Genomic DNA, 24,937 nt, shown 5'->3' on the forward strand with positions numbered 1-24,937 from the left:
CTAGAAAGTAAAGCTCTGCCCCTTCGCTCGACGTTGACGAGCAGCTGGCGCTTTTTTGTTATTAAGTTCTTCGTCTAATGCTCTAAGGCATGAATAGGTAAATAACCATGTGACAGGAAATTCTCGTTGCAGTGCCTTTTGTAATTTGCCATGGGCAGCTACCAGAGTGACCGAAGTAGCTCCAGCTTCAAAAAAATTATCCTCAGGGTGTAAATCACCTAGTTTCATCGTTTCGCAAAGTATATTTTTCAATACCCGTTGCGACGGAGAAGAATCACAGTGGGTATGTACTTGCTTAAACTCAACAGCAGGTAATGCTCTGCGATCAACTTTTCCATTCACGCTCAAAGGTAAGGCAGGCAAAACAACGAAGTTATGCGGAACCATGTAATAAGGCAGAAATTTAGCGACATATTCTTTTAGAATTTTGGTATCAAGCGCTAAAGAACTCCGAGCAACAACATAACTAATAAGTACACTCTGGCCTGCGTTCTTTTGTACTTCGACTACTGCACGCTCAACCGCTAAATGTGACTGCAACACCTGCTCTATTTCACCCAGCTCGATCCTATGTCCACTGATTTTGACTTGATGATCATTACGCCCAAGAAACTCTAACGTTCCATCTTGCCAAAACCGAGCTCTGTCTCCCGTTTTATATAGACGTTCTTGCCCAAGCATAACGAATGCGGCAGCGGTTTTTTCCTCGTCACCCCAATAACTTTTTGCCAACCCAGCCCCGCCGATATAAAGATCCCCCTCAACCCAGTCAGGTCTGTCACTCATATATTTATCCAATACGCGATAATATTGATGTGATAACGGCTGGCCATATGGAATTGAAGCCCAGTGACTTGGAACATGATCCGCCGATTGCCAGTTAGACCAAATAGCAGCCTCTGTGGCGCCGCCTAAAACAACGACACGAGCATTGGGAGCAATTGCTTTAATACGTTGCGGGAGACTAAGTGGTGCCCAATCACCACTCAGTAGGACCAACCGCAATGAGGCGGGTAGTTGCAGGCTTTGGTTTTCGCACCATGTTACGAGCATGTCTAACAAAGCAGGCACAGAATTCCATATCGTTACCTGACTTTGATGCAACTTTTGGTACCAATGTTCTGGGTTTCTCTCACTGCCCTCTTCAGGAAAGAGAACACTTCCCCCGGACAACAGTGGCATAAAAATATCATAGACAGATAAATCGAAATTCAGGGCGGAGAGGGCAAATGTGCGATCTTCAGGAGCTGCGCCAAAGCGTTCCGCCATATCATCAAGCGTATTTCGCACTGCGCCATGTTCCATTTCAACCCCTTTGGGTACCCCCGTCGAGCCTGATGTAAAAATAATATATGCCGAATGCAATCCATCATATGTCACCGCACCCGCTTCAATCTCGCTTTCCTGCTCCCGAAACGGCCCGATAGTCATAGTGGCAAGCTGACAGGTATTCGCGACGGAACCCGTGTCGCAATGCAAGGCCAGCACGGGCTTCGCTTGTCCGATAATATTTTTATAACGCTCTGGCGGAGTATCGACAGACACAGGTACATAAACCGCACCGATCATATGGCACGCGACAACTGCTGCAACTTGCCCAGCCCCTTTCGGTAGCATGACTAACACACGGTCACCTAAAGCGACCCCTTTCTGCTGCATTTGTTTGGCCAATACGCAACACCACTTGGATAGCTCTTTATAAGTCAGGTGATCACCGTTCCCGTCAATAACCGCAACACGATTCTTAAAACGAAGCATGTTATCGATAACTGGCTGGTGCAGAGTATGCGCCTCTGTAGAAAAATGCTCATCAAAACAGTGGGTTATTCTGCGTGGCACCTCCTGGTCAGCGTGTAATGTTCGTACTGGCGGCTCTGACCAGGTGTCATCCTCCCACGCCAATTTTTTCAGGCACCGAAGGTATTGCTCCAGCATCACCTCAGTCGCGGTTACATTAAGGGCTTGCCTAGAGATATCCCAGTTAAACAGCAGTTTTCCATTTTCTTCTCGAAGCTGGTGATCAAAGGTTACTTGGGGTGTCTGACTTAACCCGTACACTTCTTGCCAGCCTAAAGATTCAAAGTTTGTACTTTCTTCTCCCATCAATAGACTGGTAAACACAACAGGCATGAGTGCCCCAGAATAGTTCTGGTTCATGCGAGCTAATTGACGAAGCAAATCAACACCGTCAACCAAGCTATATTCTATTCTCTCAAGCAACTTGTCCTGTACCAGTCGAACCTGCTCGATAAATGGCAGCGTCATATCATCAAAGTCGACCAGTGTATTATTGGTAAACTCACCGAGAATTTGCTGTACCTGCTCATGAACTGGATGACGATTGAATAAAGTAACGTTGAGCGTAAGTGCCTCATTGGCACTCCAGCGTGACAGGGTAACAGCGAACAGCGTCATTAAAGCCGTCGATGGTGTGACGTTGTACTTTCGACAACGCTGTTTGAATGCCTGCCAATAAACGGCATCCACCTCACCTCTTAAACGGTGGAACCCGGCCTTGTTTTGATCATGAACAGCAGCAGGGAGCTTGGGGGCAGATGGTAACGTTTCGAGTACGCTATCCCAGTATCGTTTCGCTTCTGATCGCCGCGACGAAAACGCCTCCCCGTGCACGTACTGTAAATAATCTCGGAAAGTCACGTCAGGAGCCGCTGACAATGTATGCTTGTCTATCAGGCTAAACCATTCACGGAACAGTAACTGACAACTCCACGCATCGAGCGTCATCAAGTCAATGCTCGTGTGAAGGCGCAAGCCATGTTTATGCAGCGTCGCTTTGATATCAAACAGTGGCCATTGCTCCGCAGGCCGAATTTGTGACTCCATCTCCAAGCGTATATCTTGCAGGGCTTTATCCACTTCTTCGCTTGACGCCTCGCGAAGATCACGACAAGAAATAGTGTAAAAAGGTACTTCCTGCAATACCTTCTGATAACCGTCATTAGAAATAATGGTACGCAACATATCATGACGTAGAACTACCTCGTTAAGCGCCAATTCAGTGGCCTCAAGGCTGGCTGTTGGATGTTCGAGCTCGACGTAAGAATGAGCGGCTACGCCCCCTAAATTTAATGCTTCAGAGCGTCCTACCAAGTAGGCCTGCTGAATCGGCGTTATCTCAAATGGCAGGAACCTTTCCGATTGATTATGTACAACCCCTTTTATTACCTCTTTCTTTTCATTGGTTTGAAGTTGCTCAATCAATGCGGGTTTATTCTGACGTAACGCTTGTTTTAGCGCCTCGTCCATTGCCCCTTTCGGAGCCCTGAACTTAAGCTGTCCGGCTTCTTGCCAAATTTCAATATGACGCTCGGCAAGCGTATTTAACAAGTTGGTCATCATCATAGCGCTCCCTCCTCAAACGACTGGGTGAAAGACAGTTGTGGCTGGGATGCTGGACCCGCAACACCACCGACCATGCAGGATAAAAATAACTGGGAGGAAGACAACGACAGCGCCTCTCTAAAAAGCTCTGGGCGAGCATCACCAATCTGGCAAACAGAGAGCCCATTCTGATGCGCCGACATTTCGAGCAATTGACAAATAGCACCGGTTTCAATCAAACCAAATGGCAAACTGGCCTGTTCATACAAAGGAGCAATAGCCGACATTTCAAGAACAAATACCGCCATGAAAGGGGCATCACCCACCCACGTACCATTACCAATGGAAAAACGGCTAAAAAGATTATCAGGTAGATGATTGGTTACACGTTGCAATTGGTGTGCATCAGGCTGATAGTAAAAAGCCCCGGCCATCGACTCCGTTTCGAATTCTGGATTTATCAACAGATAAGTTTGTACCGCTTGCAGGCCGCCGGCAGATGCATAATTGCACTTTCGCTGGTCGTTTGAATAGTAACTACAGAGTGGCTCTAGCCATCGCCCCAACTGTGTCTCGGTAAGTGGATTAGCTTCGAAAATTCGGCCACTCTCACGGAACCACTTCAATTCAGGTTGATCAGACAGAGGCAGCGATATTTGTTGCTTTAGGTCATCACGAATTACCGTGCGTGACTGTTTAAACAATAAACGTGCATTTTGGTCTTTCAAGGATTGATGGGTTGCAAAATAACCATTTGCACTAGCTTGATCTGCAAACCATTGGACGTCATTCGACAACACGCCATTTTCAACAGGCGTACAATGCCGAGCAACTAGCTCTATGATAGCTTTCACTGTCGGGCTACGAGCCAAATCTGGAAGCTTAGGCCTAAAACCAAATGTCGCTTCTATATGCGTGGCAATTGCGATTAAATCCACCGATGACGCACCAAGATCAAGTAATGAGTCACTAGCCTGTATCGACGACTGCTTTAAAACATCTGATAACAAACTCAAGACTTGCGGAGTCATATCTGTAGCTGACGATGTGGCCTTGTTCGGCTTAGCTGCGTGCTCAGCTGACGAATGCATACTCTCTAATACAGAGCGGTCAAGTTTTGCGTTTGCAGTCAAAGGCCAGTGTGATAGAAAATACCATGCAACAGGTACCATGTATGATGGCAATGCAGCTTGGCTGCGTTCAATCAATTCGGCTTCAAGTCTCTCATCGCCAATCACAAACGCCACAAGCTGCATTTGATGGCGTTCACCAATAGCAATGACTATGGCATCTTTAACCTGTGAGTGCTTGTTTATTGTCGCTGCAATCTCACCTGTTTCTACCCGAAATCCATTAACTTTCACCTGGTTGTCTTCACGCCCTAGAAACTCAATCGAACCGTCATCACGGTAACGTCCATAATCTCCTGTTTTGTATAGAAGAACGCCAGTATCTGGGTGTGGGAAAAAGCTCTGGCTCGTTTTTTCTTCATCCGCAAAATAACCGGAAGCAAGCCCTTTCCCTGCAATATAGATTTCACCCTTTTTCCAAGACGGTGCAACATTTAACTGCTGATCAAGTACATAAACTTGCTGGCCACCAAGCGCATAACCATAAGGAACACTCGTCCATTCTGGTTCTACCTGTTTGATCGCGTAATAGATTGACCAAATCGATGCTTCTGTTGCACCACCCAAGCTATATTGGCTAAGTTCAGGCCAAAGCTTCCAAGCCATCTCCGGCAGATCCAACGGAATCCAATCTCCGCTCATCATCACTGTATGTAACGGAATTGCTGGCGCTTGCTTTGGATGTAAGGAGACATAATCCACCAGCAAGGCAAACAAGCTCGGTACGGAGTTCCATACTGTAACCTGGTGCTGGATGCACAGCGATGCCCAATGAGATGGATCCAATGCGAGTTCTTCGCTAGGCAGTACTATCGTGCCGCCCTGACCGAGTACACCAAAAATGTCGTATACCGATAAATCAAAATGCAGGGCTGAAATAGACAATGCACAATCTTTATCTGTGATATTAAAGCGCAAATTAATATCCAGCACAGTATTCATGGCTGCCTGATGAGTGATCATCACTCCCTTAGGCATACCCGTCGAGCCTGACGTGTAAATGATATAAGCCAGTTCATCAGCAGTTAGACTTGATGAGCTTCTCAAGCTTGCCAGATCACCGGACAACGTCATATCAGCACAAATCACCGAGATATCTGAAGGTAGATCAAGATGAGGCCGTCCCCCAATCGCGACTCGCGCCTTTAGATCAGACAAGATTTTATGTTTGCGCTCTTGAGGCTGTTGGGCTGAAATGGGTACGTAAGCCCCGCCGGCAATTAGAATAGCCAAGCATGCAGCCACTTGAGCCGGGCCTTTGGGCATCAGAACAGGAACTGGCTCTCCAGGGTTAAGTTCTAGCTGGTTAAGTTTCTCAACCAGTGCCGCTACTGTTCTCGCTAGCTGCCTGTGTGTGGTAATTTGACCATCCTGAATGATCGCTGATTCATTAGCATGAGCTGACCAATTTTGAAGCCATAATGTCTGTAACAAAGCATTCGGCTGATCACAGTGAGCTTGAACCGCCAAATCAGATGGAACCGGTTTAGTTGCCTGATAACACAAAGTACCCAATGCACTTTTTTCTGCTGCTACGCCACGAATATAAGATATAAAGACATCCATCATGGCTTCAATCATTTGACTCGGGAATACACCTTCTACCACATCCCACTGAACTAACAGCTCGCCGGACATTTCAGTAATCTGGTTGTCCAATAAGACTTGGGCTGTCTGACCTCGGGCGTGCACAGGATGACCGGGTTGTAAATGCTGATTTTTAAGCAAACGCGCATCATTTTGAGTCAGTGTGCTTGTAAACACGACGGGCATCAAAATGCCCCCAAGCTGGCTTGCCTCAGAGGCCATATCGGACATAACACTCATTCCGCTATAGTCTTGATGCTCGATGTCATGCCATAGCTGTTGTTGCAATCGCTGAGCCCGCACCAATTTCGTCTCAGCAGGCCTCATGTCCATCTCAAAAATCATGGTATTGGTAAAATCACCCACCAGGCGGTCCACATCCCGATGGAAAGGCTTACGGTTGAACATCGTCATATTGAGGCAAAAATGATCATTTTCACTCCACTGTGAAAGTACCTCTCCAAATAGGGTTAGCAACAATGCCGACGGTGTTATTCCAGCCTCAATACAGATATCCTTGACGCACTGCCAAGTATCCGAGTTGACCGTTTTGATTAAACGGTCAAATGTCGGAACACCAACATCCTCCGGCGCTAAATTTAATGGCAGTGCTGGTGCTAAAGGAAGGTGCGCAATTTTATTTTTCCAGTACGCCACATCACGAGGATCAATCACCTCCTGTGACTCCTGTAGCACGTAGTCACGGAAAGAGAACTCTAGCGATGGCAGGTTCTCTTGCGGCGAGTGATAAAGCACTGCGGCTTCGTCCAACAAAGTCAAAAAACTTTGTTGATCCATAATGAGCAGATCAAGGCCAAAGTGAATTCGCCAACTCGAATCGGGCAAGCGAGTGAACTCCAAACCGAACAAGGGCCATTGCTCATGAGGGCGAATGCCTGTTGCAATACGCTGACGTATATCATCTAAGCTAGATTCATAATCTGAACAGGCAACCAAATCATGTACGGTATATGCCAAATCAGGAACTGAAGGCAATATTTTTTGTTCCTCATGATTGAGGATGACACAGCGCAACATTTCATGCCTATCAATCAACTGCAGCCACGCGGCATGGTAAGCAACCGGATCGAGATCGACACAATCCAGCTCATAATAAAATTGACACGGCAACCCGCCGAGCGGTAGAGCTGTACTGCGACCTAACAGGTAGCCTTTCTGTATTTCAGTGAGGGGAAAAGGGGCATATTTTTCTTGTTCTGTACGGACTGCCATCGGCTTCGGTTCCGACGCCGCCAATAACTGTTGCAGCAATTCTTCATCACTAACGTTGTCATTTATAAAACTCATACCGAAGCTACCTCTTGTGACTGACTCTTTTTCTGCTCGATAGACTGGGAAAGCCCAAGTCTTTCTTCACTATTCATTTGATTTAACTTTAAATATAGTGATGATATCCGCTCAGCCTGCGCTGTATCCGCGAGTTGAACGGCCAACTGTCGAGGCGTTCTGTGACGAATAAAATCCGCCAACCCCATCTCAGTTTTATAAATACTTCTCAGTTTGGATAACATTCGCACGGCGGCCAAGGAGTCTCCCCCCGCCTGCAAGAAGTCATCCATCACATTGACACTTGTTAAACCGAGGCTTTCTGCAAAAAACAGGCATAAACAACGTTCAAGATCCGACTGTGCGCCACTGTCTTCTTTCAGCACGAAGGTCGATACATCCGCTCTTTCTTCCGCCAGTACCTGGGTAATAATGGCTTGGCGTTTTTCCAAACCGAGACAAGAGACCAATGAATAAGGCAGCCCTAATCGCATAAGGTCACCCATAATCGCAACACCTTGCTCAATACCGATTGCACCTAGCAAGCTTTCTTGGAACAACCCTTCTGAAGATTCAAGACTTTCTCCCAATGCACCGGCAGGAAGCCATGCATCCCATGCAATTGTTTGAATCAGAGGTGACTCACTCTGACCTTCTGCCAGAGCGTTCAAGAACATGTTCGCGGCGCCATAATCAGCGCAGCCAACACCGGATATTTCTGAGGTGATGGACGAGAATAAGACTAGGCTCCGACAAGACAATCGACAGAGCCGTTCTTTGACATGCCATGCCGCACGAGCCTTGCAATGGACATTACTGTCTGTATTGAGCGGATCAAGCAAGCCTAAATCTTGGTTGATATAACGGCCAGTCAACAACCAAGCGCTGTCTACCGAATCGTGTTCTGTTTCGATTGAGGCGAACAACTTTTCAAGGGCATCCACATCACCGAGATCGACCTGGTAGTAGCTCAATGTCGTTTGAGATTGCTCCAGTCGCGCTTTGAGCGAAACAAACGCAGGGCGCTTTTCAAGTTCCGTGTAAGATGAAAAACCCGTCAAGATTAAATGCTCAGTTTTACCGACAAACCTACGGGCAAGTTGCAGCCCAATCCCACCCGTTCCTCCGAGCAACAACACGGCCTTCTTTTCCTGTGCTGATGTATCGTCGAGTTGCGGCGATGTTTCTACTTTTTTATCAAGCGGTACTGAAGTCCACTCTTTGTGCCACAAGCGCCCGAATCGCTCCGCAACGTACGGAAGATCCAATGTCTTAACGGCCTCGCTAGGCACTAATTTCGTAATAATCTGCCAGTTCAGTGATTTCTCGAACTCAATCGTGTTCACGGTAATTGATGGATACTCAAGCGATAAGTTTCTCGCGATTCCAATCGCCAACGCCCCAAGCGGGTTCACAGGCTCACAACCGATCACGGTGTGCAACGCAGGAATGACCACCGTAAGATGTCCTTGCCACTTTCGCTTTATTAACTCACGAGAAAGGTATACTAGTGCGTCATAACCCAGTGTTTTGCCTTGCTCAAATTGCTGAGCTTCCTTCTGCATTGGCCAGGCAAAAACAATGTTGAGACAATCATCGAGGCGCTGACCAAGATCTTCGAACAAAGCGCTAAAGTGTTCGGGCTGGGACGGGTTGATCTGAAAACCTTGCTCAACCTTTTCAAAGTCTTCAGCTGGCTTTACGCAAATCCCCTCAACCACACTCTCGTGGCAAGGCAAGAAGCAAAGTGCATTTTTTAGTACATCAGAAGCTGTCTCTGCCGGTACACGCCAAAGCGGAACCGGTGACCACTTCGTCGTCTGTACCCACTCAGATTCTGGCAAGATTTCCTGCCCCGAATCCGCTTCTGTCAGAGTCGTCGCGAGGGGAAGTATGTGTTCTTGTCGAACAAATGGATAAAGAGGCAGCGGAATACGCTGTCCTGACTCAACCTGTGTAGGCGAAATATCCCACCCTTCGACCCATAGACGAGCCAAACAGGTTAGCCAGTCTTCATCTTGTTGTAGATAGGAGCTAAACGTCTGTGCTGTTTCAATATTCATTTCCGTGCACTGAGAACGAACCAGGCGAGACAACACGCACCCAGGCCCTACTTCAATGGCCTGAGCTTCTGGATATTGATTCGCCATTGACTGAATATTGTCACTAAAGCGTACTGTTTCTCTAAGGTGTCTTACCCAGTATTCCGCCGAAAGAGCAAGATCCGGATCGTGTAATTTGCCCGTCACATTACTGAACACCGGAATGCGAGGAGTTTTGAATTGGATTTTCTCACAACACTGGCTAAATGACTCCAATACAGGATCCAGCAAATGAGAGTGGAATCCGTGAGAAACATTAAGACGCACACTGTCAATTTGGCGAGCTGAAAGCTGAGCGGCTAACGCCTCAATGTCTGTAGGCAGGCCTGAGATCACACAACGGTCGGAACGATTAATAACCGCCACAGAGAGCTTGGAACTTAGCAGCGAGGAAAGTTCTTGCGGCGAACATGATACCGACAGCATCGCAGCTCCAGGAAGGGCGCTTACTAGTGAGCCTCGCTCATAGACTAACTGCAGTGCCTCCTCAAACGACATTACGCCGGCAATTGCGGCGGCAACATACTCGCCAATGCTATGTCCCAACATGGCAACGGGCTGAACACCCTTTTCAATCAGTAATTCCGCAACTCCATACTCAACAATAAACAAGCATAGTTGCGTGTTGAGGGTAGCTCGAAGCGCCTCTTCATCATTGCCAAACATCACTGTACGAATGTCGTACCCCAACAAGGGTTGCAAGTAGAGTGCGGCAGTATCAATACGTTCACGGAAGGAGCTCTCATGCAGATATAAGCTGTTTCCCATGCCTGCAAACTGGCTTCCTTGGCCCGGGAAGAGAAATACCGCATCTCTCCTTTGGTGTTTCTCTGTTCGTACAGAACGAAGTACACTCTCACCAGTTAACCACTGGGCGGCATCTTGTTGCGAGTTCAACACCGAGGCTTGCCGTTGAGCTAAGTGCGTTCGTCCCGCCCACAAAGTATATTCTGCATCCGCCAAGCTATCTGGGGACTGTCGAAGACACTGTGCCAAAGACCGACGCTGCAAGTTAGCCTGCTGCTCTGTATTCGCCGACCAACACAATACATGCGGCCGTTCATGCTTGGCTGGTTCTTGAGTTCGCAATACAGGAGGACCACTGATAATTGCATGAACATTCGTCCCTCCAATGCCAAACGAGCTAACCGCAGCAAATGGGACTTTCTGATCCTCTGCCCAAGGAATACAGTGCTGATTAAAGTGAAAACGACTCCCTTCCAGCGGCAGCTCGGGATTAGGCTGGCTGAAATGACAGAGCGGCGCGATCTGGCGCTCTCTGACTGTAAAAATAGCCTTGATCAGCCCAATAACACCTGAGACCGTATTGAGATGACCGATATTGGCTTTAGAGCTCCCCAAATAACAGGCTTGAGAAGCTTCACCATAAATATGTCGAATACTTTCAAACTCAATCGGGTCACCCAAATGGGTTCCTGTACCATGGGTTTCTATATACCGAATATCATCGGCACTCAGACCACTTAGAGCTAACGCCTCGGCAAGTACGGAATTTTGTCCTTTTACACTTGGGGCAGCCAAACCAGCCTTATCAAAACCATCATTATTAGCGGCAGTGGCATGAATGACAGCATGTATGGTGTCTCCACTTTCAATTGCATCATCAAGACGCTTCAATATCACTGCCGCAGTACCATTACCGCCAATAATACCGTCGGCAGTCACATCAAACGGGGCGACTCTCCCTGTCGGTGACATCGGGCCTCCCGGTTCAGCGGCGTAACCTGATTCAAGGTCTAAACACACCGCAGCCCCACCGGCCAAAGCCATATCACTTTCGCCTTGCAACAAGGATTGAACAGCCAAATGTACAGCAAGCAAACCACTAGAACAGGCACTCTGAACACAAACGGCTGGACCTTTCAAGTTCAGGTAATACGCTGTTTTAGTCGCGATAAAATCCTTATCGCTATTAACTAGCATGCGGAAGTATTCAGCCCCACCTTGATGATAACTGTGCGGTTTGACGTGCTTAGTCACATAATCATTGAACCCGGCGCAGGCAAAGACCCCCGTATTCAATGCGTCATCAGATTGACCATACCCTGCATGCTCCAAAGCATGCCAGCTTGTTTCAAGAAATACGCGTTGCTGAGGATCCATCATCTTCGCCTCAGCAGGCGATATACCAAAGTGCGCGGCATCAAAGCAGGTAGCTTCTTTTAATGGAAATGTTTTATCCACGTAATGAGGAGAGGTGCTCGATACCGCCTCTTTAACGGTTTCTATAGCGCATTTTCCGTCTTTGACGTTATGCCAAAACTCTTCTGCTGTTTCTGCGCCCGGAACGCGAGCTGCAAATCCAATAACGGCAATAGCATCACTATTATTCATGTATATTTACCTCAGACATTGAATTCTGTTCGATTTTGTTTTGACGTCTGCGGCGACGCTGTCCCCTTGCTATCGCTGACAAGGTACTACTGTCTTGTTTAGCCTGACTGTCATAACTGTTGGCAAGTTGCTTTAACACTGGATTGGCAAATATGTGGGAAACCGATTTTTCCACACCGGTCAAAGTCGTTAAACGGGAGTTAAGTGCCACGGCTTTTAAAGAGTCACCTCCCAACAAGAAAAAGTTGTCGTTAGGTGTCACGCATTCAATTTGTAATAACGCTTTCCATTCGTTAGCAATCATATTTTCGAGCTTGTTCAACGTCCCCTCAACGGCTGATGGCTCGGCCTTCACATCGGCTAGTCGCTTTTCTATCGCCTGCCGATCCACCTTGCCGTTCGGGGTAACGGGTAACTGACTCAATACGACAACTCGACGGGGAAGCATATATTCGGGTAGGCGATCACTTAGCTCTCTACGCAGATCAGCAAGCTGGAGATGATGTTCATTGGTATTGCTAGTCAGTGCTACTCCAATTTGTGGGCTATTTCCCGCATTCAGCACCAACGCGATAGCTTGATTAACGCAATGTAGCCGCTTGCATTGCGCTTCGACCTCACCTAATTCAATACGTTGTCCATTGACTTTAACTTGGAAGTCTTCTCGCCCGACAAACTGTATCTCTCCATCGTGGCGACGATAGCCCAGATCCCCCGAGCGCAACAGACGACTCTCTTGGCCCAGAAGCTCAGCATTCACATCTGTAAGCACGCGCCGTGCCGTCAACTCAGGTTGATTGCGATATCCTTTCGTTATGCCTATACCCGCATGACCTATTTCACCGACTACACCTTCGGGACAAATTTCAAGGAGTTCATTGAAAATATACTGTCGGGCGTTTAGAGCAGGCGAACCATAAGGAATCGCTTCACCCAACTTAAAACCATCCACGGATATCTCGTGAATAATATCCAGTAAAGAGACTTCCGTTGGACCGCCAACACTCACCAAACGACAGGATGGAAGCTTTTCGACTAAGGCCTGCACCAATGACGGGTCTATCCAATCACCTCCCATCGAAATCAATCTCAGTGACTGGGGCAGCGGCTTGTTGGCATGTTCACAAGTACTGACAAGCATACTCATAAACGTCGGTACAGAGTTCCAAGCCGTCACTTGATGGTGATTCATCATCTGAATCCAAACATTTGGCTCGCGCTTATGCTCTGCTGCTGGCATAACCAGTGCGGCACCAGAAGATAGGGTAATAAACACGTCGAATACCGACATATCATGATGAAATGCCGAGATACTCATGGTGCGATCTCGCTCGGTAAACTCGAACCGTGCCTTTAAATCATTAATACGATTACAAATTCCCAAATGCGTTATTTCGACGCCTTTGGGTTTACCTGTTGAACCTGAGGTATAAAGGATATAAGCAAGCCCGTGCTGATTTATCCCCTTTTCAGATGCCGACAATGCTGTCTCAGCCAGCATCGATTCACTGACAACTAATTGCGGAATTGACGAGGACCAACAAAGCGCAGAACTTTCTTCATCGACAAGCAACAGACCTACACCACTGTCTGTCAGTATTTCTGTTCGACGATATTCAGGTTGTTCGGGGTCAATAGGCACATAAGCCATACCTTGGCGTAGCACCGCCAAGATACTTGCCACACATAATGGTGTCTTTTGCATGCATATTGCGATGCTCTCTGCACCACGAGGCAGTAATGCGGCAATTTTCTCTGCAACAGAAAGTAAATGCGCATAACTCCAGACTTCATTTGAAGTAATAAGTGCGTCTAATTGCGGATGATTACGCACCTGTTGCTCGAACATTTCAAACAAGGAAGTGGCAGCTAATTCCGCATCGGTGGCATTTATCGCCAGCAAAGCCTGCTCTTGACGTTCCGGCAACGGAAGGGTTGCCGGAGCCATCCATCCCTTGCCCACACTCAAGTTTTCAACAAGAGCGGTAAAGGCTGCAAACATCTCGTCAATTAACAGCGACGGAAACATCTCTTCGAGGACATCCCAGGTTAGCTCCACTCCCTTGGCCGACACCCAATACTGGCAGTCAATCCATACTTGCGGCGTCTGCGTCCGCATCTCCTTGATTCGCCCGAGTTTACCGAGATGATCATGCAAGGTTTCCTCTTGATTATCTGGCATAGTAGTAAACACATACGGCATCAATACGTTGTTACCTAAATCCCGTAACAACTGAACACCGCTCACCAATCCATGTTCCAGCTGCTCCCAAAGTGTTTGCTGTAAACGCTGGGCGTAATCTGCAAAACAGTCTTGTTTATTGCGCTCGCATGGAAGCAGTGTAAATGAAGCAAACTCGCCGATAATATCGTTGACCTGCGGATGCAGCGACTGGCGGTTAAACCTTGGCACATTCAAAGTGATATTTTGATGTTGACTCCAGCGGGATAACACCAGCGCATAAGCCGCCATTAAAGCACTCGATGGTGTCAGCTGATGGTTTCTTACCTGAGACTGAAACTGCTGCCACTGCTCAATAGTGATGAAACTACGTCGACGTTTCATAACACTCTTCCCGACGTCCTCGGCCCGTTTCACAAGAGGCAACGCAGGGGCTGGATATAACTTCGGCAGTTGGCTTTCCCAATAGAGCTTCGCTCTGGACATCTCTTCGGATTTATCAAGTTCAGACAGCGCATTGATATAATGAGAGAAAGTCAGATCCAACACCGGAAGGCTGGCATTAGGGTTTTGATATACGGTAAGCAGTTCTCTGAACAAAATCTCGTAACTTGCCCCGTCAATACACCAACCATCAAGCAAAAAATGAATGACATATTGATCGGTACATTGGTAAACATACACAAAATGTTGAGGCCACTGTTCAAGGTCTCTTGATGAGTGCCACAGCATTTCTCGCCGCTCTTCAATATACAGGCAACACTCTGCGCCAGGCTTATCAAGCGTCTCATGCTTAAAGTGAGGCTGATCCGGCGAAGCAATCACCTTCTGCTTACCGTCTGTTGTCACGGCCGAATGCAAGCTAGGATGACGATGCATGACAGTTCGCCATGCCGCTTGTAAACGATCTACATCCAGGGTTTTCGCTTCAAGTTCAAAAAAGACTTGGATTGGCATTCGGCCGGCGACCCCGTCACCACGCCCCACCCAATATGCCATCTGCATATCAGTAAGCGGAAATGCGGTATGAAGAGTGGCTAACTCCGCATCCACGCTGTGAGATTGAGCCGTTACGGGTTCAGCAACAGTAGTATTGTTCGTCACAAACTGTTGCAGTCCAGAGAGCGTTTGCGCTTTCAATACATCAGTAACACTAATACGGATACCTAAACAACGTTGCAGCTCTGTCGCTATGCGGCTTGCCAGCAGAGAGGTTCCTCCCAGAGAAATGAGGGAGGCAGATGGATCTTTTTGTCCTTCAGCCACAACTAACGAATCCCACCATGTTCTCTCGCAAATAGAGTCACGTTCAGAAGAAGAATATTGCGGGGGTTCCTGGCATTCAGATACCGATGCCTTACCTATACATTCCGGCCAATACTCTTTATGTGTAAAGGCATATTGAGGTAGCCCCCATACTCGCGGTAGTGGGCCGTCTACGGTTGGTTTATTCCCTCCATTCAGGAAGGCTTTAATGTGATAGTCCGCGCTATCTACTTGTTCACCGTGGCAAGTATTGTGACACTCGACCTCTTTCAACGTCTTCAGTGCCGTTGCTATATCGGGACAGAAAACTGCGGCGCGCCAAGGCAAAGATGCGCAACGCTGGAGGGCTGACGCAAGCAGCAATGACAAGCTATACACACCGGTAAGAGTCGGTAGAACCTGACGCCATTGCTCAATTTGGAGTCGTAGCGCGTCTTCACTGTGTGCACTTAAAAACAACCACTGGCATGCAGGTTGAGCCAGTTCTTCTTCATTTTCCTGAACAGAGCTCAAAACTGCGTGCGCATTTGTACCACTGAATCCGAAGGAATTTACTCCCCCATAATTCACACTTATGGGAGATAAGGCCTGAGTCTCTAACGGGATTGTTAAGCGGCTCTGCTCTAATGTTAGGAGGGGATTGACAGCGCCAGTCATCGGTTGAGCTGGCCATTGTTTGAAGTGCAACGACATCGCGAGCTTTAATGCACCGGCCAAACCTGCCGCCGCTTCGAGATGACCAATACATGCCTTTACGGACCCTAACGCACACGGTGAATGGCCATTATTTTCGTTAATAAATACGTTTGCCAATGCATTAATTTCAATCGGGTCACCAAGTGACGTCCCGGTGCCATGACATTCAAAAGCAACAATCTGTTCGTGATCAAGTCCCGCTTTTTCTAATGCACTTGTAACCAGCAAACGCTGACTCATCCCATTCGGAGCCGTAAGACCATTACTGTGACCATCTTGATTCACCGCCGTGGCACAAATATTTGCTATCGGCGTTACTGGGTAGGCCACACCAGGGCGACCCAAAAATAAAGTGACATACCCTTCAGAACGAACATAGCCATCGGCATGTTCAGCAAATGTATGGCAGCGACCCGATGGGCTCAGCATATTGCCGTTTTCTAACGACTGGGCATACTGAGGGTCAAGAATCACATTAACCCCGGCGACCAAAGCATAATCACATTCTCCGGATGACAAGCTTTGACACGCCTGATGCAGGGCAACAAGAGATGATGAACAGGCAGTATCAACCGCCCAGGCAGGTCCGATAAAATCAAACTGATAAGCGATCCGCCCCGCAATAACTGATAGCGATGTTCCTGTTCCGGAATGAATATCATTCGGGCTATTATCACTCAGTAGCAAGCGTTGGAAATCTTGGGTGCTAGCCCCAACAAAGACGCCTGTTTTGCTTTTCTTTAGCTGTAACGGATCCATGCCCGCACTTTGTATAGACAACCAACAGGACTCCAGCAACCAGCGTTGTTGCGGATCCATAGCACGGGCTTCAGCCGCAGAGATTCCAAAAAAATCAGCATCAAATTGGGCATGGGAGCCAACAGTCCCTGCCTTAAACATTGGCCTGGATGTATTTAAGCCAGCCTGCTGCGCCAGTTGATAAAAGCAGTGTTCTGCCGGTATATCTCCAACACTCACTTCTGCCTCACGGACGACTTTCCAAAAGGCTTCGAGGCCGTTAGCTCCTGGTACATGGCAGTCAGCCCCTAATATAGCAATCTGCTCTTTGGCTGTATTATCAGCAGGTGAACTATCATCATGAGGAGTGTGCGTCTTTTCTCTCGTGTTTTCTGAAAACGTTCGCTCTTCCAACATTGCCATTAAGCAGGCTTGCAATGCTTGCAAGTTCGGGTAGTCATACAAAATTGTACTCGACAGAGGTAGGGATAATTCAGTTCCCACTCTGTCAATAAATACCACCCCCATCGCCGAGCTCATACCCAGTTCTCGAAATGGAATTTGGGGAGAAATAATATCTGCTGGTAACTGCAGTTGATCTGCCAGCACGTTAATTAATGTATCTTTCAGTTGTTGGAAATTCATTTATCGCTCCACGTTTTCCAATTTCCTAGATATCAGGGCGATTATTAGCTCTGACTGCTCATAAAGATGAGGAGAGCTAAATAGCTGTTGCAAAGACAAGCGATGGCCGAAAGCTTTTTCGATGCTGCTAGAAAGTCGAACCGCCAGAAGTGAATTACCGCCTAACTTGAAAAAATGCGATTGCTCATTCACTGACACCGCATCAAATAAACCTTGCCAGATGGCAATGAGTTTAATCGTCACCTCATGTCGTTCCGTCTCCTGACAAAATGTTTGTTCTCTGGCCTCTTGATCAATGCTTTCCCGCACCAACACTAATGCTCGTTCACGATCAATCTTGCCATTTTGACTTAGCGGCAAATGTTCACACCGTATGAAGCGTGCCGGGACCATATATCTCGGTAATTGAGTTGCTAATTTCGCCGAAAGTTGAGCCTCAGCAAAGGAATGGCCGGTATAAACGGCAAGCAAAGTCGCACCAACAAATTCATTGCGGAGAACGAGGATAGCGGCACTATCAATTCCGTTGACTTGCATTAGCTGAGTTTCAATTTCGGTTAATTCAACACGGAACCCATTAATCTTTACCTGGCTATCTTTTCTTCCCAGGAACTCAATCGCGCCATCTGGGAAATAGCGTCCCAGATCACCCGTTCGGTATAACTTTTGTCCAGATGGATGATCGGCGAACTGTTCCGCGGTACGTTGAGGGTCGTTCAAATACCCCAGTGCTAAGCCGTCGCCAGCAATATGGATTTCGCCAATAGCCCCTGTTAGGCACTCGCGCCCCTGCATATCAAGGATGTAAAGCTGTTGATTTGACAAACCGTAACCATAAGGAATAGAGCGCCAATCAGGATTTATCTCATTGACCTTGAAGAAGTTTGACCAGATCGAAGCTTCCGTTGCGCCTCCCAGCGAAATCAACTCAGCTTGAGCACAGGCTTTCTTTAATTGCTTAGCTAATGGCAATGGAATCCAATCTCCGCTGAGCATAATCAGCCTCAAAGAAGATAATGCAGGCAGATCTGGCTCGGAAACCATCGTCAGCATATGTAGAATTGCCGGCACAGAATTCCACACCGTAATGTTATGCTTTTTGCATAACTGAATAAGAAGCGATGGCTCAGGCCGTTCGGCTTCTCCCGGCAGAACCAGCGTTGCACCGACACTCAGAGTGCCAAAAATATCTTGCACCGACAGGTCGAAATAAATTCCACTCACACCTAGCACTCTGTCGCTTTCATTCATGGTGAAACGACGATTAATATCCTCGATGGTGTTAAGCGCTGCGTCATGGCTGATCATGACCCCTTTGGGTTCACCGGTTGAGCCAGATGTATAGATAACGTAAGCCAAACGCTTATCATTGTTTACCAGTACTGGTGGTTGAGCTTTCTCCATCAGCAGCGTTTTAATCGAGATGGCTTGCGACGAATGCTGCTCCGTTTGGGCGATCAGCAAGCTTGCACCGCTACGTTTTAATATGTTGTCGATACGCGCTTTAGGCCAGTGAATAGAAAGCGGCAAATAGGCAGCATTACTGAGCAATACACCATATAGTGCAATCACTTGTTCGATAGATTTGGGCAGGTTAACCGCAATAATGTCGTGCTCTGCCACTCCCCGTTTAGCCAAACCCGCCGCAACTGACTGGGCTTTGCTCAACAAATCACCATAAGAGATGCTTTGATTGCCAAACTGTACTGCGAGACGTGTAGGGGTTCGCTTTGCCTGAGCGATGAAATCACTACAGAGCAACTTGCCGGCAGCCACTTTAGGGCCTTCAACCCAAGGTTTGAGAGAGTGATTTTCTGAGCTGCCAGGATAAGCGTCTTGCCACGCGACCTCAGAAGCTATCAATGCATCAATAATGCGTGAAGACTCTTCAACCAAAGCTTCGATGGTTCCGGGCTCAAAAATTTCCTCAACACAATCCCAATAGCAAATTAACCCTTCATGGTTTTCGATAACCTGATGATCCAGCCAAACTTGAGGTGTTTGCAGGTGGCTGTCCAATAATTCAAATCGATGCATATCCGGCAACAGCTCATCCAACTGACCCGATTGCAATCCGCTTGTGAATACAAAAGGCAATACCGGATCATCGCTGGCGCTTTTTTGCTGAATACGTCGCATCAGCTCGACACCAGGTATGATGGCATGACCCAAACGTTCCGTTAGGCAATCTTGCAAGCACTTGACTTGATCTAAAAACGTACCGGTTGGATGGCTTTCGATTGGCACGGTATTACTACAGTTACCAGCCATTGCCTTTAAATCTGGATCAGTAAACGGCCGAAAGTTAGCCAATACATTCAAGGTGAAAGAAGGTTCACTACTCCACCGCGAGAGCGCGGTGGCATAGACAGCAAGCAGTACAGCATTTGCTGTTACTCCGTACTTACTCGCAACGTGGCGTAAAACCTGCCATTGTTCCATGCCCCAACGGCGTGAATGACGTTTAAAAACAGCTTTTTGTCGAGACTTCCCTGTTTGGGGCAAGGCTGGCGAGGGAGGTAATAACGGCAACATACGTCCCCAATATTCCTCGCTGACAGTCGCATTCGGTGTACATTGAAGCGCTTGGGTTGCCAGAACATAGTCACGAAACTCTAGCGTTCCGGCTGACTGCTCCACTTCGACTTTTCCGTATCGCTCTACCAAGCCACGCAGCAGCATTGCTAACGATGGACCGTCGATGATGTTCAATCGAATCGTTACCAGCAACCGATCGGAGTCTGGCCTTCTGATGAAGGTAAAACGAAACGGCTCACCACCATCCAACGGCGGTAATTCATTCAAATGCTGGTGTTTTAGCTCTGAACATAACGTTTCACACTCGGCAGGCGCTAATGCCTTGAAGCTCCTGACATCTAAACGCCAGTTGTCATTCAACGGCATCACTTGTTGGCGGTTATCTTCGAAAAATTTCAGGCGTAAAACCGGAAAATCCTTTATCAGAGCACGGATCGCCGACTCAAGACGATCCGAGTCCACATCATGCAAGCGGTACTCATGATAAAAACAAGGAAGCGTACTTTGTTTTAAACCACCACATTCACCGACATAATATGCCTGCTGAATAGGCGTCATCGGAAACGGCTGGTAGGCTTCGCCAACATGCCGACTTATACCTGGCAGTGCAGGTAAACTGTCTTGCTTTAACTCAATAACCAAACGCGGCTTATGCAATCGGATAGCTTGCTTGATTTCTTCGGTCATGACTCCTTTAGGGGCAGAGAATTTCAGTTGTTCCCCCTCTAGCGACAATTTAATGCTACGTTCATCAAGCATCTGCTTTAATACATGCAGTTCCATTGGCTGTTCTCTCACTATCACAGGAACCCTTCCTCTACGTCTTCAACATCAATGTGGCGTTGTTGTTCAATCCATGCGGCTTGCTGCCTAAGCTCTGGCATACGAAGCAACAGACCAAGCGATGGACTTAATTGGAAATGCTCTCGAACCAAGGCACTGATTCTGGTCATCAATAGAGAATCGCCGCCATAAAGGAAAAAGTTGGCATCAACATCAGCAATGTCCTGATTTAGCACCTCTCCCCAAATCTGTGCCAGAAGGCGCTCACTCTCGGTTGTTGGAGGTACGGTTTCTTTAAGGCCATCTGCGGGATTTCGCTCACAGGCAAGTGTCAAAGACTGCTGTAACCGCTGACGGTCTACCTTGCCGTTTGCTGATAATGGGAACCTATCCAAAGCCACTATCTGCTGAGGCACTAACTGGCTAGTGAGGTGCTCTCCGGCCCAAGAGGTCAATACTTTTGAATCGAAGTGAGCCACGGATGCTGCGTTTTGGGCCGCAATCAGGTGATAACGCATACATTCTGCTGCTTCACCCTGTTTCGGGAATTGGCTGGTTCTAGAAAATCCCGCCTCCCGTAATGTTGACTGCCATGCATCTGCCGGCAACATTGGCAAGTGGGATTCCAAACGTAGGTCTTCATAGTGAGAAAGGCCCTCAACAAAACCGAGGCTAACCATTTGGAAGCGCGGGTTGCAGGTTCCTTCTATAAGCAGTAGCGTTCCTGCAGGTTTAAGCAGCCTTCTGAGTAAACGGCTTGAAGTATTTACATTATGAGCATCGTGTAGCACATTTGCGCCGATGATCAGATCGAAGCTGCCATCCTCAAGCCCAAATAGGCTCGGATCCTCATTAATGTTATAGAATTGAAAGTCAATGAACGGATAGTTAGCGAACTTGTTCTTGGCATGGGCAAAGAAATAATCCGACAAATCAGTATAAACATACTGACACTTGTCCTCCGGTAGTCGAGGCAGTACTTGGCGTGCAGCACTACCAATCCCGGCACCGAACTCCAACACGCGGAAGGTACTATTGCGCTTGATGTTTATCAGCGACTCAACCGCATCTGCAGCTACACGATTAAAGTGCTGGGATACAGGGTTATCTTCATACCAGCTTTCCACAAAGTCAGTCTGGCCTTGCTCAAACATTAGATCGAGCGGATTAAACTGGCCCTGTAATAGGTCTTCAATTCGCTCCACACAGCCTAAATACAAATGCCAGAATTTCTGTTGATGAGGTTTGCCATTCGCGACATCAGCTGCAATTTTCGATCTCAACTGATACAGCTCTTCTGCATTAAACGGTTCAAGACAAACTATTCTTTCTTCATCCTGAACAAAATAGCCGTCTTGGCATAGTACGGTTATCCAGCTTTGCAAAACCTTCAGGTACTTATCGCAAACATTAAGCTCGCGCACTAACTCCGGTAAGCAGCAACATTGTCCTTGCTGATAAAACAGGCCACTTTGATGCAATGCATAACGCATGACCAAAGTACTCAGCTGTTCCATCTCCTGATAATGTTGATCGTAGTCTTGTGGAACAAAGTCGCTAGCCATCGTCTGGCAAGAACTATCCCCTCCCTGTTCCAAAGCATCCCACTCCGCATCGGCTTGCTGGCGACACACCTCACTACCTTGCAACAGCATCTGATCCAATGATTCGCTTTGTTCAACGTTTTGCGTTTTCATTCCTTCGGACAAGGTTACGAAACCATGCAGGCGATCATTTTGTGTTAGAACGACGGCTTGGTTAACCGCGGGGTGCCTTTCGAGGGTGCACTCAATTTCTCCCGGCTCAATACGTACTCCGTTGATCTTTACCTGGTTGTCAATTCGGCCAAGCAATGTCATCACGCCATCTTGGTTCAAGACGGCCAGATCCCCGGTACGGAACAACTTACACCCAGAGTGAGGATCAATTCGGTACTTTTTCGCCGTCATCTCTGGGTCATTAAGATAACCTTGAGACATGGCAAGTCCGCCCATGCAAATTTCACCGGCAACACCTACAGGTACTGGCTGCCCCGCTGAATTCAACAGCTCGATATGCTGATTGGGTAACGGTCTTCCGTAAGGAATGCTGTCCCAACCTTTTTCTATTGATTCAATGTGGTACCAACTCGATACCACAGCGGTCTCTGTTGGTCCACCAATGCTATAAACGTCACAATTTGGTGCTAAGAATTTAACTCGCTCAGGTAAAGTCAGCGGAATCCAATCCCCGCCAAGCATCACCTTGCTCAGCCCCGATAAATGATCTCGTCCTTGCTCGGAACTTTCGGCAACATCAACAAGCAACTGCATCAAGGCAGGAACGCTATTGATAACCGTTACTTTGTGGGTATCTATCAAAGATAACCAATGAGAGGCAAAATGCTGCTGCGCATCTGGCATGACTACAGCCCCGCCAGAAATTAACATGCCGAAAATGTCATACACGGACATATCATGATGTAGTGCACACAACGATAAAGTCCTCTGCCCGGCACTTACATCAAATACATGGTTCATCGCCGTCAAAGTATTCAGTGGACAACGGTGATCCAAAAGAACACCTTTCGGGATCCCGGTGCTTCCTGAGGTGAAAATAATATAAGCGAGTTCATCAGGTGAAACATCTGGTAGCGGCATGCTCACTGATGCCCCTTTATTAAGAAGCTGTTCCAATGAGCAACATTCTGCGGAAGTGAGTTCTGACAAGCGCCCGAAAGACGACTCGGAACATAGGACCAGCACAGGGTCAACCTCAGCCAGAACATGCTGTAAACGCATGTCATCATAGTCTGGATTCACAGGTACATAGACACAACCGGCCATCATGGCACCCAGCGCTGCTATCACGGCCTGATCACCCTTAGGGGTCAAAACCACTACGTGTTTCGCACTTGCTGTTTTATATTGCAGTATTGCTCGCGCTGCAGTTTGACTTGTTTCAGCAAGCTGTTGGTAAGTTAACTGACCGGTCGTTGTCAGCACCGCAGGGGCATCCGGTGTTAATTGCGCTTGCTTTAAGAAACTATCATGTAGCGTCGACTCAGAACGAGGTTGCTGCCAACGGTTGAGCTTGGCAACTACCTGCTTATCTGACTCGTCTCTGGCATCACAGTCCAAGCCATCCCAACGGTTGGCCTCTCTCGCTAGTTTTTCAAGCTGTGTGGTATATGCGGTAAATAAGCCTTCAATAAGACCCGCGTCAAAGATTTCATCGACGATAAACCAGCGATTAACCAGCGCACCGCCATATTCGGTTGCTTGGTAATCCAGCCATACTTGAGGTGTCTGATTAATTTGAAAAACTTGACGGCTCATCAGCTCCCAGTCTGGTTGCGATGGATCATCAAAGTCCATACCAATCATACTGGTAAATACCACTGGCATATTGATTTGATCAGCGGCTGCAGAACTCACCCGGCCCAGATCTCTCATGACTTGAATACCGCTGTAATCCCGATGTTCTAGTGCATCCCATAAATCTTGCTGAATACGTTGCGCAGCGCCAGTGAACTGTTCATTGGCTTCAAATTCGACAGGCAGCAACATTAACGATGTAAAATCACCGCACACGGACATCACTTGAGGGTGGACATTTTTCCGATTGAAATATGTAATATTCAAGGTAAATGACGGCGACTTACACCACTGAGCCAGTACTTGGGTAAATACAGTGAGCATAACGGTACTAGGTGTTAAACCTCGCTCTTTTGCCTGGCGCTGAAAGCTCTCCCACAGCATCGGAGACAACCTGTGATCCAGCGTTCTGAAAGTTGGCTGAGCCAATGATTCCGCATCACAACGCAGCGGCAACTGTGGTGCACCCGGCATGGTCTCGACTTTGCTCTGCCAGAACGATTGAGCTTGTAAGTACGTATCGGTTGTTCGTTGATGATGTTCTGCCAATACGTAGTCTCGGAAAGACAAGTCCAACGAAGGTAGCTCAGCCAATGGATCTTTTAGTAATTGATTGAGTTCGCCGTAAATAATCCGGAAGCTCTGAACATCAAATACCAGCAAGTCCATATCGAGATGGATACGAGTGATATCGTTCGGCAACAATGATGCCCTCAGCTCAAATAGCGGCCACTGGGCAGGATCCATGACTTGATAGCTCATTCTCTCGCGAAGAGCACTCAGCTGCTGCGTTTGCTCATCTTGCGATAAGTGCTGCATGTCGCTCACTGCAACCTGATAATGAGGAACCTGTTGTAAAAATTGCTGCTGGCCTGACTCTAAAATAATACAGCGCATCATTTCATGACGTTGAACCAGCCGGTTCCAAGC

Annotated in this window: 6 protein-coding genes (1 of these 6 only partly in view); all 6 read right to left on the reverse strand. The window is 47.6% G+C overall.

Annotated features, from left to right (window positions below; genetic code table 11):
* Tightly spaced (each overlapping or abutting the next), the 6 genes in view from EDI28_RS09835 to EDI28_RS09860 form a layout consistent with a single transcriptional unit that may run on beyond the window.
* The gene (locus tag EDI28_RS09835; RefSeq protein WP_128783688.1) at positions 1-3,363 is read right to left on the reverse strand and encodes a non-ribosomal peptide synthetase; all 3,363 of its coding nucleotides are present in this window, start codon (positions 3,361-3,363) and stop codon (positions 1-3) included.
* Positions 3,360-7,367, reverse strand: a complete 4,008-nt coding sequence (locus tag EDI28_RS09840) for a non-ribosomal peptide synthetase (protein WP_128783689.1) — start codon at positions 7,365-7,367, stop codon at positions 3,360-3,362. Before EDI28_RS09840 ends, EDI28_RS09835 begins: the two co-directional genes overlap by 4 nt.
* On the reverse strand, positions 7,364-11,803 hold the full coding sequence (locus EDI28_RS09845; RefSeq protein ID WP_128783690.1) for a type I polyketide synthase: 4,440 nt from the start codon (positions 11,801-11,803) through the stop codon (positions 7,364-7,366). Before EDI28_RS09845 ends, EDI28_RS09840 begins: the two co-directional genes overlap by 4 nt.
* Positions 11,796-17,330 carry a non-ribosomal peptide synthetase gene (locus EDI28_RS09850; protein ID WP_128783691.1) on the reverse strand — a complete coding sequence of 1,845 codons (5,535 nt, stop codon included), beginning with the start codon at positions 17,328-17,330 and terminating at the stop codon, positions 11,796-11,798. Before EDI28_RS09850 ends, EDI28_RS09845 begins: the two co-directional genes overlap by 8 nt.
* Positions 17,331-20,672, reverse strand: a complete 3,342-nt coding sequence (locus tag EDI28_RS09855) for a non-ribosomal peptide synthetase (protein WP_128783692.1) — start codon at positions 20,670-20,672, stop codon at positions 17,331-17,333. It abuts the gene before it with no gap.
* Positions 20,669-24,937: the end of a non-ribosomal peptide synthetase/type I polyketide synthase gene (locus EDI28_RS09860; protein WP_128783693.1), read on the reverse strand. It continues 4,488 nt past the right edge of the window; only the last 4,269 of its 8,757 coding nucleotides appear in the window; the start codon falls outside the window, past its right edge; its stop codon occupies positions 20,669-20,671. Before EDI28_RS09860 ends, EDI28_RS09855 begins: the two co-directional genes overlap by 4 nt.

It is taken from the genome of Photobacterium chitinilyticum (assembly GCF_004104355.1).
Classification (GTDB): domain Bacteria; phylum Pseudomonadota; class Gammaproteobacteria; order Enterobacterales; family Vibrionaceae; genus Photobacterium; species Photobacterium chitinilyticum.